Origin of the sequence: Holdemania massiliensis, assembly GCF_022440805.1 — a bacterium.
Taxonomy (GTDB): Bacteria; Bacillota_I; Bacilli_A; order Erysipelotrichales; family Erysipelotrichaceae; genus Holdemania; species Holdemania massiliensis_A.
In genome coordinates this window covers 1,449,185-1,463,947 of record NZ_JAKNTK010000001.1, presented here as the reverse complement: position 1 = coordinate 1,463,947, position 14,763 = coordinate 1,449,185, and the positions used below count along the sequence as shown (strand labels likewise).

The 14,763-nt window shown below is 48.1% G+C and carries 9 protein-coding genes and 3 rRNA genes; all 12 read right to left on the bottom strand.

Annotation, left to right across the window (positions count from 1 at the left end; genetic code table 11):
• Positions 1–42 precede the first annotated feature (42 nt).
• Entirely contained in the window at positions 43–1,896 is a 1,854-nt protein-coding gene (abc-f, locus tag MCG46_RS06490) for a ribosomal protection-like ABC-F family protein (protein WP_240278730.1), read from the bottom strand.
• 47 nt (positions 1,897–1,943) lie between these two features.
• A complete protein-coding gene (locus MCG46_RS06485; RefSeq protein WP_154239351.1) occupies positions 1,944–3,248 on the bottom strand; it encodes an N-acetylmuramoyl-L-alanine amidase in 1,305 nt (434 codons plus the stop codon).
• A gap of 15 nt (positions 3,249–3,263) precedes the next feature.
• Positions 3,264–4,076 (bottom strand): LicD family protein, encoded by an 813-nt coding sequence (locus tag MCG46_RS06480; RefSeq protein ID WP_240278728.1) that lies wholly within the window; start codon positions 4,074–4,076, stop codon positions 3,264–3,266.
• A gap of 459 nt (positions 4,077–4,535) precedes the next feature.
• Complete coding sequence (gene asnS, locus MCG46_RS06475; RefSeq protein WP_020223000.1) at positions 4,536–5,918, bottom strand: asparagine--tRNA ligase; 1,383 nt, start codon at positions 5,916–5,918, stop codon at positions 4,536–4,538.
• A gap of 254 nt (positions 5,919–6,172) precedes the next feature.
• Positions 6,173–6,793 carry a redox-sensing transcriptional repressor Rex gene (locus MCG46_RS06470; RefSeq protein ID WP_006060166.1) on the bottom strand — a complete coding sequence of 207 codons (621 nt, stop codon included), beginning with the start codon at positions 6,791–6,793 and terminating at the stop codon, positions 6,173–6,175.
• A 54-nt stretch (positions 6,794–6,847) separates the two neighbouring features.
• The gene (gene tsaD / locus MCG46_RS06465; protein ID WP_020222999.1) at positions 6,848–7,870 is read right to left on the bottom strand and encodes a tRNA (adenosine(37)-N6)-threonylcarbamoyltransferase complex transferase subunit TsaD; all 1,023 of its coding nucleotides are present in this window, start codon (positions 7,868–7,870) and stop codon (positions 6,848–6,850) included.
• Positions 7,867–8,316 carry a ribosomal protein S18-alanine N-acetyltransferase gene (rimI, locus tag MCG46_RS06460; RefSeq protein ID WP_240278726.1) on the bottom strand — a complete coding sequence of 150 codons (450 nt, stop codon included), beginning with the start codon at positions 8,314–8,316 and terminating at the stop codon, positions 7,867–7,869. Before rimI ends, tsaD begins: the two co-directional genes overlap by 4 nt.
• On the bottom strand, positions 8,313–8,924 hold the full coding sequence (gene tsaB / locus MCG46_RS06455; protein ID WP_240278724.1) for a tRNA (adenosine(37)-N6)-threonylcarbamoyltransferase complex dimerization subunit type 1 TsaB: 612 nt from the start codon (positions 8,922–8,924) through the stop codon (positions 8,313–8,315). The genes rimI and tsaB overlap by 4 nt, the downstream gene beginning before the upstream one ends.
• On the bottom strand, positions 8,921–9,370 hold the full coding sequence (gene tsaE, locus MCG46_RS06450) for a tRNA (adenosine(37)-N6)-threonylcarbamoyltransferase complex ATPase subunit type 1 TsaE (RefSeq protein ID WP_154239362.1): 450 nt from the start codon (positions 9,368–9,370) through the stop codon (positions 8,921–8,923). Before tsaE ends, tsaB begins: the two co-directional genes overlap by 4 nt.
• A gap of 313 nt (positions 9,371–9,683) precedes the next feature.
• Positions 9,684–9,797: ribosomal RNA gene (gene rrf / locus MCG46_RS06445) — 5S ribosomal RNA — on the bottom strand.
• Positions 9,798–9,892: 95 nt separating this feature from the next.
• Positions 9,893–12,788 (bottom strand): 23S ribosomal RNA (locus tag MCG46_RS06440).
• Between the two features lie 253 nt (positions 12,789–13,041).
• Positions 13,042–14,577 (bottom strand): 16S ribosomal RNA (locus tag MCG46_RS06435).
• The 16S, 23S and 5S rRNA genes sit together here, the layout of an rRNA operon.
• Positions 14,578–14,763 lie beyond the last annotated feature (186 nt).

The window sequence follows — 14,763 nt, the reverse complement described above, 5'->3', positions numbered from 1 at the left end:
ATTATTATAGCGTTTAGACAGGGATTGGACAAGTCCGGATTTCTATCCCTCTAAACATTCTTCCCAGCGCTGCATTAAATGTTCAATCTCATTATGCAGATCATCAATCTGTTCATCCAGTTCGTTCATCTTCTGATAATCATGATAATATTCGGGATCAAAGCGTTTTTCACGCAGACCTTCCAGCTGTTCTTCCTTCTCTGCAATTTGTTTTTCCAGCTTGGCTGCTTCACGGGCATTGGGATTGCGCTTGGGCGTCTGACGCTGCACTTCGACATCTTTTTTTGGTGCCTGTTCCTTTTCCTTCTGCTGCTGATCCTCATCAAACTGCTCATAACCAAAGGGATAATAAACCGCATTGCCCTGCATATCAAGATGCAGGATTGCCGTCGCAATTTTTGAAATGAAGTAACGGTCATGCGAAACAAACAAAATTGTTCCGGTATAGCCGTTCAGCGCTTCTTCAAGGGCTTCCTTCCCAACGATATCAAGATGGTTGGTCGGTTCATCCAGCACCAGGAAATTGGCCTGACGCAGCATTAATTTAGCTAAGGACAATCTGACTTTCTCGCCTCCGGAAAGAACATCCACAGTCTTGAAAACATCGTCGCTGGTAAACAGGAACCGTCCCAGGACCGTGCGGATCTGCGTTCGGTCCAAATCTGGATAATCATCCCACAATTCTTCTAATACGGTCTTCCCGGAAGAAAACTGCGCTAACTGCTGATCAAAATAGCCGGTTTCTATTTGATGCCCATATAGGTAATCTCCGCCTAAAGCCGGCAGATCCCCAACCAGCGTTTTCATGAGTGTACTCTTACCGCAGCCATTTGGACCGAGTACCGCGATTCGCTGGCCGGATAAAATTTCCAGGGAAATCTCACATAACGGACGATCATAGCCCACCTTAAGATCCTTGATTTCCAACACTGTTTTTCCGCCTTTTAACCGCGGTACAAAATGGGCGGAAAAACTCTTTGTATCACTTTTCTGAGGCGCATCGATCTTTTCCATGCGCTCCAGTGCTTTGATCTTTGACTGTGCCATCGCGGCTTTGGTCGCCTTGTAGCGGAAGCGCTCGATCAAACCTTCCAGGCGCTCAATTTCCTTCTGTTGGCGGTTATACATCTGCTGCTGGCGAATTAAGTCCTGCTGCTTCTGATTTTGAAAGCTTGTGTAGTTGCCGGTGTAATGCTTCATTGAACCATATTCCAGCTCATAGACTTCTTCTGCGATATGATCTAAGAACATCCGATCATGAGATACCAGCACAACTGCCCGGCTGTACCGCTTCAAATAGCCCTCCAGCCATTCAATGGTTTCAAGATCCAAATGGTTTGTCGGTTCGTCCAGCAGCAGAATATCCGGTTTGCTTAAAAGCAGCTTAACAAACGCCAACCGTGTTTTCTGACCACCGGAGAATGTATTGATCGTCCGATCCAGCATTTCTTCCTGAAAGCCGAACTTTGTAAAGACAGTCATCAGCTCTGACTGCCAGGTATAGCCGCCTGCCATTTCAAACTGCGTTTCCAGCTGCGCGTACCGATCCAGCACAGCCTCACTGTAATCCGTAGCCATCCGCTCAGTCAACTCATCCAACTGTGTTTTCATCTTCTGCAGCGGTTCGAATACTTGTTCAAGATCCGCGCGGACAGTTCGTGTTTCATCCGGAAACGTTGTCTGCGCCAGATAACCGATTTGAATGCCGGAGGTACTGTGAATTTCACCCTTGTCCAGTTCCAGCTCACCGGTCATAATTTTTAAAAGTGTTGACTTCCCACAGCCATTGCGGCCGACCACTGCGATTTTTTCAGTGCCGCGGATCTCAAACTGAATATCTTCAAAGACAGTTTCCGTGCCAAAGGATTTACTTCCGCGGCTGATTTGATAGAGCATGCTTTCACTCCCCTTCTTCAAATTCCATTTCCATCTTTCGGTATTCCTTATTCCTCAGTTGGGATGCGCATTGCTTTGGCTAATCCCGCCGCGGTGGCTTCCGCAATCGCATCCAGCTCATTCTGCCAAGCCGCTACATCTGCTTCATTGCTTAAAAACAGATACTGTATGGTCAGGGCCTGCATGCCATAACGATTCTCTGCCGCAAAGGCTTGATTCTGACGGGAGGCTTCCGAAAACGTACCAGCTCCCAATATTCTTCCGCCGGATTCCCGGATGATTTTCTGCCCATCATAAGCCGTTCCATCTTCCCCGGTACTTGTCCCGCTGGCCGATCCAGTTGCTTCGCGGGCATATGTGAGCGAGGTATTCTCGACAATCGATTTCAGTACCGTCGAAGCCATGCGATTGGAGGAAAAAGACGAATATACGATATCCGTTCCGCGCAGGTTAACGTTGGTTGCGCTTTTCATTTCAATGTTAATGTAATAACGGGCATGCTTGGAATACGCTCGTTCTAAACGGCCGTCCTCGCCATAACTGTTGACGATTTCATCCAGATCCCGAGTTAACTCCACTTTCAGACCTAACTTTTCAAGCTGATCTTTTAATTTTACAGCGATTCGGTAATTCTCTTCATACGCCTGCAGCCCATGACCATGGACGCCTTTGTCCGTATATCCATTGTCCCGATGCATCGCGCCGGGATCAATCATCACATCAATCCAGTCTTCCGGCTGGGTTTCAGTGCTGACTTGGACAAACACATAGTTCTTTGCCAGAAATGGTTCTTCTTCCGGATTGTCAAAAAGATTCTGATCTGCAATCAGCTCAATTTTTTTATTGGTTGTCGTTCGCGTGACCGTATAGAAAGTATCGTGGAGCTTTTCCGCGCTGATCAGTTGTTTTTCTTTCAGATCCTGCATGATGAAAACCTGATAAAAGCCTTCATCCAGATCCTCTAACGGGATCTGACCATCCGCATTTTTTTCCATCATGTAGACAAAGTCCAGCCCGCTGCATACATTGCGCAGAATGACCGTTTTGCCGGCAAACAAATCCTGACCGTTGCGGTCATAGCGTTCATGATATAAATTGAGCGTTTCTCCATAGTAAAGATAGTCGCCTAATGACAGCAGCTGAGATTCATCTGTAATCTGACTTTCAAACAGCTGCCGTGTTTTCTGATTGCTCAGTCCGCAGACCCCATACGTGTCCACTTGTTTTTTCTGCCGTTGATTCATCAGCCACTGACCGCCATAAGCGATCAGACAGCAGGCGATAAAGAGAAGGAGGAATGATTTCCAGCGCAGTTTGGAGCCGCGCGGGACATAGCTTGGTTCCACTGTCATGGTTTCCAATACTCCTTATAACCGAATATCAACGATATGCTTCGGCTTCTGTTCCTCCTCGGGAGGCAACGTCATATAGCTCGGTGCGATCGCCGTGCATAAGTATTCATGCGGATGATGAGCGATCGGCAGCTGCGTATCCTCAAACGGCACATACTGAACAGGATAGATATCATCATAATCAAAAATAAACGGCTTTAATGGGCTCTTAAACGTCCATGTCAGATCAAATCCGATCTTCTTGCTTCCTTCATTGAGCTTTCCATACATACGCGCATTGGACACAAACCAACGCTTGAGAAATACCGGATTCATGCCGAGGTTATCAAATAAAATGATAAACGGCATAATCAGCTGATTCAGCATCCGCAGCGGCAGATCCATCGTTTTGCTTGCGGAGCAGTAGTCATAGACGAAAACATCAATAAAAATGCCGTCGCATTCCGTACAGCGGTTCGCCAGCAGCGTATTCACTTCTTTCAAATACGTGCCTTTTTTGCGGATCTTCATCCCCGGAATCAACGGATTATAACGCTTGTCAGTATCGAAGCACTGAAACGTGTATTCCTGCGGCAGATCCTGCTTTAAAGCAATGATAAAACGTTTGTAATCTTCATACAGCATGGCAATATCTGCATCGTCATCCCAGGGAATAAACCCCTGGTGACGAACTGCACCTAAAGCGCTGCCGCCGTTGAGGAAATACGGTATGTTGTATTTCTGACAAATGCCGTCGATCATTTTCAGCATCTCTAAAAGTACCTTATGGACATCGGCAACCGTGATCTCATTGCCGTTTTCATCAGTTTTTAATACATATTTTTTCATATCATCACATCCTACGCTCTATTATAAGAGAATTACAGAACAACCTCAAGTTTTTTTGGTATCCGCCCCAATAAAGCCGCTTTTTCAACCATTTCCGCAAACTATCCCGCAAAATCTGAAGCCGCAGAACAAGTTCGCATCTTTTAGCAATAGATTTGTACTCTGGATCGGTTTCTGTCTTTTATTCTTATGTCGCTTCCGTTGTTTTATTCAAAGAGACGGATATCGTTGTATAAAATTTATTTTCATTGACCTTGTGATCGAGTTTGGCTCATGCTTAAATTAAGAAATAGTGAGTTTATCTTTGGACAAGCGATCGCTGAGCGGATTTTAAACTGACATCCATTGAACTGACCGAAACAGGAGAGTGAACTCCGATTATCCGGCAGACAAGGATAAAAAAAGAGTCAAAAATCATAACTTGAGATGACTTTCAACTCTTTCTGTTTTACGCATGAATTAAAACAACAAGTTTTTCGGTGTCCGGGCAAAGGGAATGACATCGCGAATGTTCTGCATTCCCGTGACATACATGATGAAGCGTTCAAAGCCCAGACCGAATCCGGCGTGCTGACATCCGCCATACCGGCGCAGATCAAGATACCACTGCAGACCTTCCTCATGGACGCCCATTTCCTTCATTCGATTCTGCAGGACGTCCAGCCGTTCCTCACGCTGAGAGCCACCGACCAGCTCACCCACCGCAGGGACTAACAAATCGCAGGCCGCCACGGTTTTTCCATCCGCGTTGATCCGCATATAGAAGGCTTTGATATCCTTCGGATAGTCGATCAAGAAGACCGGTCCTTTGACTACCTCTTCACATAAATAACGTTCATGCTCTGTATTCAGATCCATTCCCCAAGAAACTGGATTTTCAAATTTCTTCGTCGCTTTTAACAGATGATCAATCGCTTCCGTATACGGCATCCGGACAAACTCACTGTTCAAAACATGATTCAGCCGATCCAGCAGCGTATTGTCGATAAACTGATTGAAGAATTTCATCTCTTCCGGACAGTTATCCATAACATACTGAATACAGTATTTAATCATATCTTCAATTAAATCCATATCATCTTCCAAATCCGCAAACGCGATTTCCGGTTCTACCATCCAGAATTCCGAAGCATGCGTTGTCGTGTTGGAGTTTTCAGCCCGGAAGGTCGGTCCGAAGGTGTAAACGTCGCGGAATGCCATCGCAAACGCCTCTGCCTGCAGCTGTCCGGAAACAGTGAGGTTGGCTTTCTTGCCGAAGAAATCTTCTTCATAATTGCCGTCCTCGCGCGTAGTCACCGTGAAAACCTCACCTGCACCTTCGGCATCATTGCCGGTAATGATCGGTGCGTTCACATAAACGAAGCCCTGATCCTGAAAGAATTCATGAATCGCCATAGCCAGTACGGAACGGACGCGGAATACTGCGTTGAATGTGTTGCTGCGCGGACGCAGATGGCCGATTTCACGCAGGTACTCAAACGAATGACGCTTTTTCTGAAGTGGATAGGAATTGTCGCAGGCGCCTTCTAAAATCACTTCCGTGACCTGCAGCTCAAAAGGCTGCTTGGCCTGCGGCGTCAGCACAACCTTTCCGGTTACGGTTAAAGCCGTGCCTGTCAAATATTTGGATACATCCTGAAAATTGGCCAAATCGGAAGAATAGACCAGCTGAGCGTTGCGGAAATAGGTGCCGTCGTTCAGCTCAATAAAGCCGATCGAGCCGTTGTTGCGGTTAGTTCTGACCCATCCCTGCAGCTGGGCATACTCGATTTGATCGGTTTCCATTGTGCTGCCGGAACAAGCCATCTCATAGAGTTCTCTGACGGTCATGAATGTAAGCATACTTTTCTCCTTTTGTTTTATAAAAAAAACGTTCCTCACTTAAGGAACGTCAATCAACGTGGTGCCATCCTCATTCGCTCAAAGGTTAAAAAACACTGAGCCTCAGGGTGCGTTAACGCCGCCGACGGGATCGTCTACTGTCAGTTCTCCGATCCGGCTCCCAGAGTGTTCCGCATTCCCTGACTGAACTCCGGCTTTCACCCTGCCCGGCTCGCTGTGCTTCAGTATGAGGATCGTTCTCTTTTCGCTGCCTTCTACTTTTTCATGTTGTTGGTTTCAAAAACCAGTTCCTGAATCGTTGAAACGACATCAATCGGCTTAACCAGAACGCCCTTAGGAACCTGGAAATGCTCATGTGAGAAATCAACAATACCAGTAATGCCGCATTCGATCAAACGATCTGCAGCATCTTGAACATTGGATGAAACACACAGGATCGCAATCCGGCATCCTTCCGGAATCTTATCCTTCATTTCATCGACGTGGTAAACCGGAATCGGTGTCTTTCCGACAGACTCCGGACGGATGTCAAAGGCACATACAATCTCGCCGACAACATGGTTCCAGCGATTGTAATTCATTAAAGCTTTCCCAAGGTTGCCTGCTCCGACAAGAATAATCTTCTCATCGAATCCCATGCCCAACTGTTCGTTGAATATTTCAATCAGGCGGTCAACGTCATAGCCATAGCCTTGCTTCCCTAACGATCCTAAAAATGAGAAATCTCGGCGGATCGTCGTGGACTCAATAGCCACATATTCCGAAAGCTCCTTGGACATGATCCGGGTTACGCCGGAATTCTTAAGTTTGCGCAAAGCTTTCAGATAGATCGGATAACGCTGCAGTGTAGCCTTAGGGACTGACTTTGTTGGCATACTATCAACCCCTTCTGCATTATTCTAGCACACTTGTTTTAAATTGTGAATGATTTAATGAATTGAACTTGTTTCAATTTCCATGGATGGGTTCGCAGCGATGTCCAGCGACCCGGTTAAACCGTGTGTATAGGCGGTCCAGCCGGCCGCTCCAATCATCGCAGCATTGTCTGTACAGCACCATAACGGCGGGATCGTCAGATGCACATCCGGAGTTTCTAAAATCATTTCTGAGATTTTTTCACGCAGCCGGGAATTGGCCGCAACTCCGCCGGCCAGAACAACCTGCTTCGGTTTGAATTCCTTCACCGCGGCCATCGTCTTTTTTAATAGAGTATCCAGCGCAGCTTCCTGGAAAGCATAGGACAAGTCTTCTTTATTCAATTCCTCGCCTTTTTTGCCTTCCCGGTCAATCAGCTGCAGCACCGCCGATTTCAGCCCGCTGAATGAAAAATCGAGTGGTTTCTCTGTTTTGGGTTTCGGCAATGTGTAATGCGGATGTCCCTGCTTGGCCATTTTGTCAATCACCGGACCGCCTGGATAACCTGTTCCCATAACCCGGGAAACTTTGTCATAAGCTTCGCCGATCGCATCATCCTGCGTTGTGCCGAGAATTTCAAACGACCATTCCTCTTTCATCCAGACCAGTTCGGTATGCCCGCCGGAGACAACCAGTGCGATCATTGGAAAACGCAGCTCATCCACAAAGCGGTTCGCGTAAATATGACCGATAATATGATGCAGCGGGATCAGCGGTTTATCATAATACCAGGCCAGCGTTTTGGCTGCCTGGACACCGACATGCAGCGAACCCACCAGCCCGGGTCCCTGGGTAACCGCAATCGCCAGAATATCATCCATTGTGACTTCTGCCTGGGACAGAGCTTCTTCAATCACGACGGAAATATTTTCAACATGGATTCGTGATGCAACTTCCGGGACAACCCCGCCGTATTTTTTATGGACATTAATCTGCGAAGAAACAATATTGGAACAGATCTTAGAGCCGTCCTCAACCACCGCTGCGGCTGTCTCATCACAGCTGGACTCAATCGCCAGGATTAAATTTCGTTTCATAAACTTCCTCCTATTGGTTTCATCATCAAATAAGCGTCCTCATGGTTGTCCTGATAATAGCCCTTCCGGATATTGATGATTTCAAAACCATATTTTTTATAACATGTCAAAGCTGGAATGTTGCTCACTCGCACTTCAAGTGAAATCACTTCGCAGCCCTGTTCAGCGGCCACCCCCAGCATGTGATCCATCAGCTGCGAGGCCCAATGCTGCCGACGATACGGAAGATCGACGCCAATCGTTGTAATCTGAGCCTGATCAAAGGTCGTCCAGACACCCGCATAGCCTACGATCGTCCCCGTTTCATTCTCAGCGACGAACAGATGGGAATAGGGGTTTTCTTTGAGCTCATACTCATAGCTTTCCCGCGGCCAGGGCGAACTAAACAGGCGCAGCTCCATTTCACAGACAATTTCCAAATCGTCCAGCGTCATTTTCCGAATCATGCTTTTTTTACCAGATAATCGTCAGCCGATTTGAGATATTCCGGCACTAATAAATGGACGTTCTCGACTCTCTGCCATTGTGAGCGAGTCGTCAGGAAGGCCTGCGCAAGGTCCGGGTAACAATCTTCCAACCCTAACAAAGAACAGTCGCCGACCAGTTCCAATCCATCGGCATTGTCAATACGGGCTTGAATTTCGCTGAGGGAAAGGACTTCTTCTTTTCCGCTCAGCCGGCCGTTTTCAATCATTCCAAAATAAGCCCGCTGGCTGCGGGCATCCAGCAGCACAGCTGCCTTTGTCTTACCGGCGCCGATCAGTTCCAGCGTTGGAAGTGCATACAGCGGCAAGTTCGCAGTCGAACACAAGACCTTTGCCACCGTCATCGCGATTCGTACCCCAGTATAGCTGCCAGGACCTTTCGTCACAACGACCTGGTCAATCGCCTTGGGTGACAGACCACATTCCGCAAGCAGTTCTGTCAGCTGCGGAAAAATCATTTCTGACTGTCGCTTCCAAGAAGACAGACAGCGCTTGCCAATCAGCTCATCCTCTTGAATCAAAGCCAGCACTAAAAACTTACTGCTCGTATCCATACATAATGTAATCATTTTAACGCCTCCATCAATGCCGCGTATTTTTCATTCTCAGTTTCCAAAACAATTCGCCGGCGATCTTCGCCTAAACGATGCAGCGTAATCCGCAGCGGTTCGGTTTGTTCAAGATCTTCCATATATTCCGGCCATTCAATGACGGTCAAACCTTCACCATCAATCATTTCTTCAAAGCCCAGCTCCTGATGCGTGCCTTCCAGACGATAGGCATCAAAATGATACAGCGGCAAGCGGCCTTGATAAATCTTTAATATCGTAAAGGTTGGACTGCTGACGGTACGGGTGATTCCCAATCCGCGGGCAATTCCCTGAGTCAGCGTTGTCTTGCCAGCACCCAGATCTCCGCTCATGGTCCATACCATATTGGGCTCAGATAAACTTCCCATTTTCTCACCGAGATTTTTGGTTTCCTGCGGTGTTTCCGTTATCAATTCAAGCTTCATTTGTTCACATCCTTTCCTCTGTGTCACATGGAAAATATTATAGCACAGATTTAAAGCGGGGGAGAAAGAAAACCATGCAGACATTCAAAACGACATCCATTTTACTTTTTTCATTCTTCGTTTCGTTCAATTCCACCTCATTCTCAAAAGAAATGGAGATCCTGAATTCAACATTTTCCTTTTTTCCCTGAACCTGTTCTGGTCACTTTTCATGATGACTTTCGCGATGGAAGAAATAAACGGTACTGATCAAAAACCAAAGCTACAGTCAATCAGGAAACAAAAAAAGGCTCCCTAGGAAGGGAACCGAAGAACCTGGCAACGAGCTGCCTTCACTATGGCAGGCATAGCTATTCTCGCCGCGGAAATGCTTAACTTCTGTGTTCGGGATGGGAACAGGTGTGACCATTTCGCTATCGTCACCAGATCGTTTCAGGATTATTCCCTGAAAACCAAATAACAGTTGCTTCTAGAAAGTCTTGCTCTTTCTTACTTCGTTATGAACGTTTGTTTTTTCCTCATGTGATTAAATCCTCGACCGATTAGTATCAGTCAACTCCACACATCACTGTGCTTCCATCTCTGACCTATCTACCTCGTCGTCTTCAAGGGGTCTTACTTTCTCTAGGAAATGGGAAATCTCATCTCGGAGTCGGTTTCACGCTTAGATGCCTTCAGCGTTTATCCGTTCCCCACTTAGCTACCCAGCTATGCATCTGGCGATACAACTGGTGCACCAGCGGTGGGTCCATCCCGGTCCTCTCGTACTAAGGACAGCTCTCCTCAAATTTCCTACGCCCACAACAGATAGGGACCGAACTGTCTCACGACGTTCTGAACCCAGCTCGCGTACCGCTTTAATGGGCGGACAGCCCAACCCTTGGAACCGAATTCAGCTCCAGGATGCGATGAGCCGACATCGAGGTGCCAAACCTCGCCGTCGATGTGAACTCTTGGGCGAGATCAGCCTGTTATCCCCAGGGTAGCTTTTATCCGTTAAGCGACGGCCATTCCATTCTGCACCGCCGGATCACTAATCCCGACTTTCGTCCCTGCTCGACTTGTCTGTCTTGCAGTCAAGCACCCTTCTGCATTTGCGCTCGTCGATTGATTTCCAACCAATCTGAGGGTACCTTTGGGCGCCTCCGTTACTCTTTAGGAGGCGACCGCCCCAGTCAAACTGCCCACCTGACACTGTCCCTTACCCGGCTTACGGATATAGGTTAGAATTTCAATCAACTAAGAGTGGTATCCCAACGTCGACTCCATTGAAACTGACGTCCCAACTTCTTCGTCTCCCACCTATCCTGTACATACTTGATCAAAACTCAATATCAGGCTACAGTAAAGCTCCATGGGGTCTTTCCGTCTAGTTGCGGGTAACCTGCATCTTCACAGGTACTAAGATTTCACCGAGTCTGCTGCCGAGACAGCGCCCAAATCATTACGCCTTTCGTGCGGGTCAGAACTTACCTGACAAGGAATTTCGCTACCTTAGGACCGTTATAGTTACGGCCGCCGTTCACTGGGGCTTCAATTCAATGCTTCGTGTTGCCACTAACACATCCTCTTAACCTTCCAGCACCGGGCAGGCGTCACCCCCTATACTTCGTCTTGCGACTTTGCAGAGAGCTGTGTTTTAGTTAAACAGTTGCTTGGGCCTCTTCACTGCGGCTCTTTCGAGCGCCCCTTCTTGCGAACGTACGGGGCTATTTTGCCGAGTTCCTTGGCAACAGTTCTCTCGCTCACCTTAGGCTTCTCGCCTTGACCACCTGTGTCGGTTTTGGTACGGGCCGCTCATTGATTTGCGCTAGAAGCTTTTCTTGAAAGCTGGCATCGCCGTCTTCGCTACTAGGTCGCCCGTTCGCTCCTCATCACGCCTTCAGATTGACAGCCGGATTTGCCTGACTGCCTCCTACCTCGCTTGATCCGGAATCCATTTACCGGTCCGGTTAGCCTTCTTTGTCACTCCATCACTCAATGCGCGGGTACAGGAATATCAACCTGTTTTCCATCGACTACGCTTTTCAGCCTCGCCTTAGGTCCCGACTTACCCAGGGCGGACGAACCTTCCCCTGGAATCCTTGGTCTATCGGTGTGCAGGATTCTCACCTGCATCTCGCTACTCACACCGGCATTCTCACTTCCATGCGCTCCACCGCTCCTTCCGGTACGGCTTCGACGCCCATGGAACGCTCCCCTACCCAATGACCGAAGTCATTGCCATAGTTTCGGTATACTGCTTAGCCCCGGTTAATTTTCGGCGCAGGGTCACTCGACTAGTGAGCTGTTACGCACTCTTTCAAGGGTGGCTGCTTCTAAGCCAACCTCCTAGTTGTCTGTGCATCCCCACATCCTTTTCCACTTAGCAGTAATTTTGGGACCTTAACTGATGATCTGGGCTGTTTCCCTTTTGACCATGGACCTTATCACCCACAGTCTGACTGCCGAAGATGACATAATGGCATTCGGAGTTTGATTTCATTCAGTACACCTTGACGGCGCCATCATGAATTCAGTGCTCTACCTCCACTACCCTTACTTCGACGCTAGCCCTAAAGCTATTTCGGGGAGAACCAGCTATCGCCGTGTTCGATTGGAATTTCTCCGCTAGCCACAACTCATCCGCCAACTTTTCAACGGGGGTCGGTTCGGTCCTCCAGTTGGTTTCACCCAACCTTCAACCTGGTCATGGCTAGATCACTACGGCTTCGGGTCTATCTCATCGTACTCTCGCCCTCTTCAGACTCGCTTTCGCTTCGGCTCCGTGTCTTCCACTTAACCTTGCACGATAACATAACTCGCCGGTTCATTCTACAAAAGGCACGACATCACCCCTTAACGGGCTCTGTCTTCTTGTAAGCATATGGTTTCAGGTTCTATTTCACTCCGCTCCCGCGGTTCTTTTCACCTTTCCCTCACGGTACTGGTTCACTATCGGTCATGTAGGAGTATTTAGCCTTTCCGGATGGTCCCGGATGCTTCCGACAAGGTTCCACGTGCCTCGCCGTACTCAGGATTCCACTAGGTCGTCTTCCAATTTCGATTACGGGGCTTGCACCCTCTTTGGCGGACCTTTCAATGTCCTTCTTCTATCGGTCAACGTACCACGTTGTGGTCCTACTACCCCAGCCCTAAGGCTGGTTTGGGCTCTTCCCCGTTCGCTCGCCGCTACTGAGGGAATCATTCTTATTTTCTTTTCCTCCAGGTACTAAGATGTTTCAATTCCCTGGGTTCTCTCCTCATGAGCTATGTATTCACTCATGGGTAACGCGACATTACTCGCGCTGGGTTTCCCCATTCGGAGACCGACGGATCGATGTGTGCTTACCACTCCCCGTCGCGTTTCGCCGTTAGCTGCGTCCTTCTTCTGCTCTACATGCCTAGGCATCCACCATACGCCCTTATTCATTTAATCACGCGTTCCTGTCTTGACTGCGAGTCGTCCAGTTACGCTTTTCTTTCTTAAGAACTGTTCAACGTTCAACTTCAAATATCTTGTTCTGATTTTTGAAATCTTTTCAACTTTTCAGAAAGATCATGTCTTTCTATCTGTTTTCTGTTATTCGGTTTTCAAAGAACAATCACTGGACTGAGAAATCTTTCGATCTCTCAAAACTAAACAGGCTTACTTTTTCACAAAATCCAACTTTTCTCGTCTTTCTCCTTAGAAAGGAGGTGATCCATCCCCACGTTCCCGTAGGGATACCTTGTTACGACTTAACCCCAATCATCAGCCCTACCTTCGACGGCTCCCTCCCTTACGGGTTAGGCCACCGGCTTCGGGTATTGCCAACTCTCATGGTTTGACGGGCGGTGTGTACAAGGCCCGAGAACGTATTCACCGCGGCATGCTGATCCGCGATTACTAGCGATTCCGGCTTCATGAAGTCGGGTTGCAGACTTCAATCCGAACTGAGACGGACTTTCTGAGGTTTGCTCCACATTGCTGTCTTGCTTCTCGTTGTATCCGCCATTGTAGTACGTGTGTAGCCCAGGTCATAAGGGGCATGATGATTTGACGTCATCCCCACCTTCCTCCGGTTTGTCACCGGCAGTCTCTCTAGAGTCCTCAACTTAATGTTAGTAACTAAAGACAAGGGTTGCGCTCGTTGCGGGACTTAACCCAACATCTCACGACACGAGCTGACGACAACCATGCACCACCTGTATTCAGGATAACCTCCAGCATATCTCTATGCCTTTGCCTGATATGTCAAGACCTGGTAAGGTTCTTCGCGTTGCGTCGAATTAAACCACATACTCCACCGCTTGTGCGGGCCCCCGTCAATTCCTTTGAGTTTCACACTTGCGTGCATACTCCCCAGGCGGAGAACTTATTGCGTTAACTGCAGCACTGAGTTTCCCCAACACTTAGTTCTCATCGTTTACGGCGTGGACTACTAGGGTATCTAATCCTATTTGCTCCCCACGCTTTCGTGCATGAGCGTCAGTTACAGGCCAGGCAACCGCCTTCGCCACTGGTGTTCCTCCATATATCTACGCATTTTACCGCTACACATGGAATTCCATTGCCCTCTCCTGTACTCTAGTCTGACAGTTTCTAAGGCTGTATGGGGTTAAGCCCCACGCTTTCACCTTAAACTTTTCAAACCGCCTGCGCACCCTTTACGCCCAATAATTCCGGATAACGCTCGCCACCTACGTATTACCGCGGCTGCTGGCACGTAGTTAGCCGTGGCTTTCTGGTAAAGTACCGTCACTCCCATAGCATTCCCTCTATGAGCCGTTCTTCCTTCACAACAGAGCTTTACAACCCGAAGGCCTTCTTCACTCACGCGGCGTTGCTCGGTCAGGCTTTCGCCCATTGCCGAAAATTCCCTACTGCTGCCTCCCGTAGGAGTTTGGGCCGTGTCTCAGTCCCAATGTGGCCGGTCACCCTCTCAGGTCGGCTACGTATCATCGCCTAGGTGGGCCGTTACCTCACCTACTAGCTAATACGCCATAAGCTCATCCATCCGTGTTGTATCCCAACTTTAATTAGTCCCTGATGCCAGAAACTAACCTATCCGGTATTAGCAGTCGTTTCCAACTGTTATCCCAGGCCGATGGGCAGATTGCTTATGTATTACTCACCCGTTCGCCACTCCTCGTAAAGAAGCAAGCTCCTTTACAAAGCGTTCGACTTGCATGTATTAGGCACGCCGCCAGCGTTCATCCTGAGCCAGGATCAAACTCTCCATTTGTTCGAGTTTGTTTAGCTCGTTTATCTTCTCTGTCCTAAGACAGATTCTTTATGAATTGACGTTGTATTTTGTGCTTTTCTTCCTGTTTAGTTTTCAAAGATCGACGCGCTTGACTCTCACCGAGTCAGCTTAGTTAGTATATCCCGAATCTTTACTTTTGGCAAGTCTTTTTTTCACTTTTTTTTA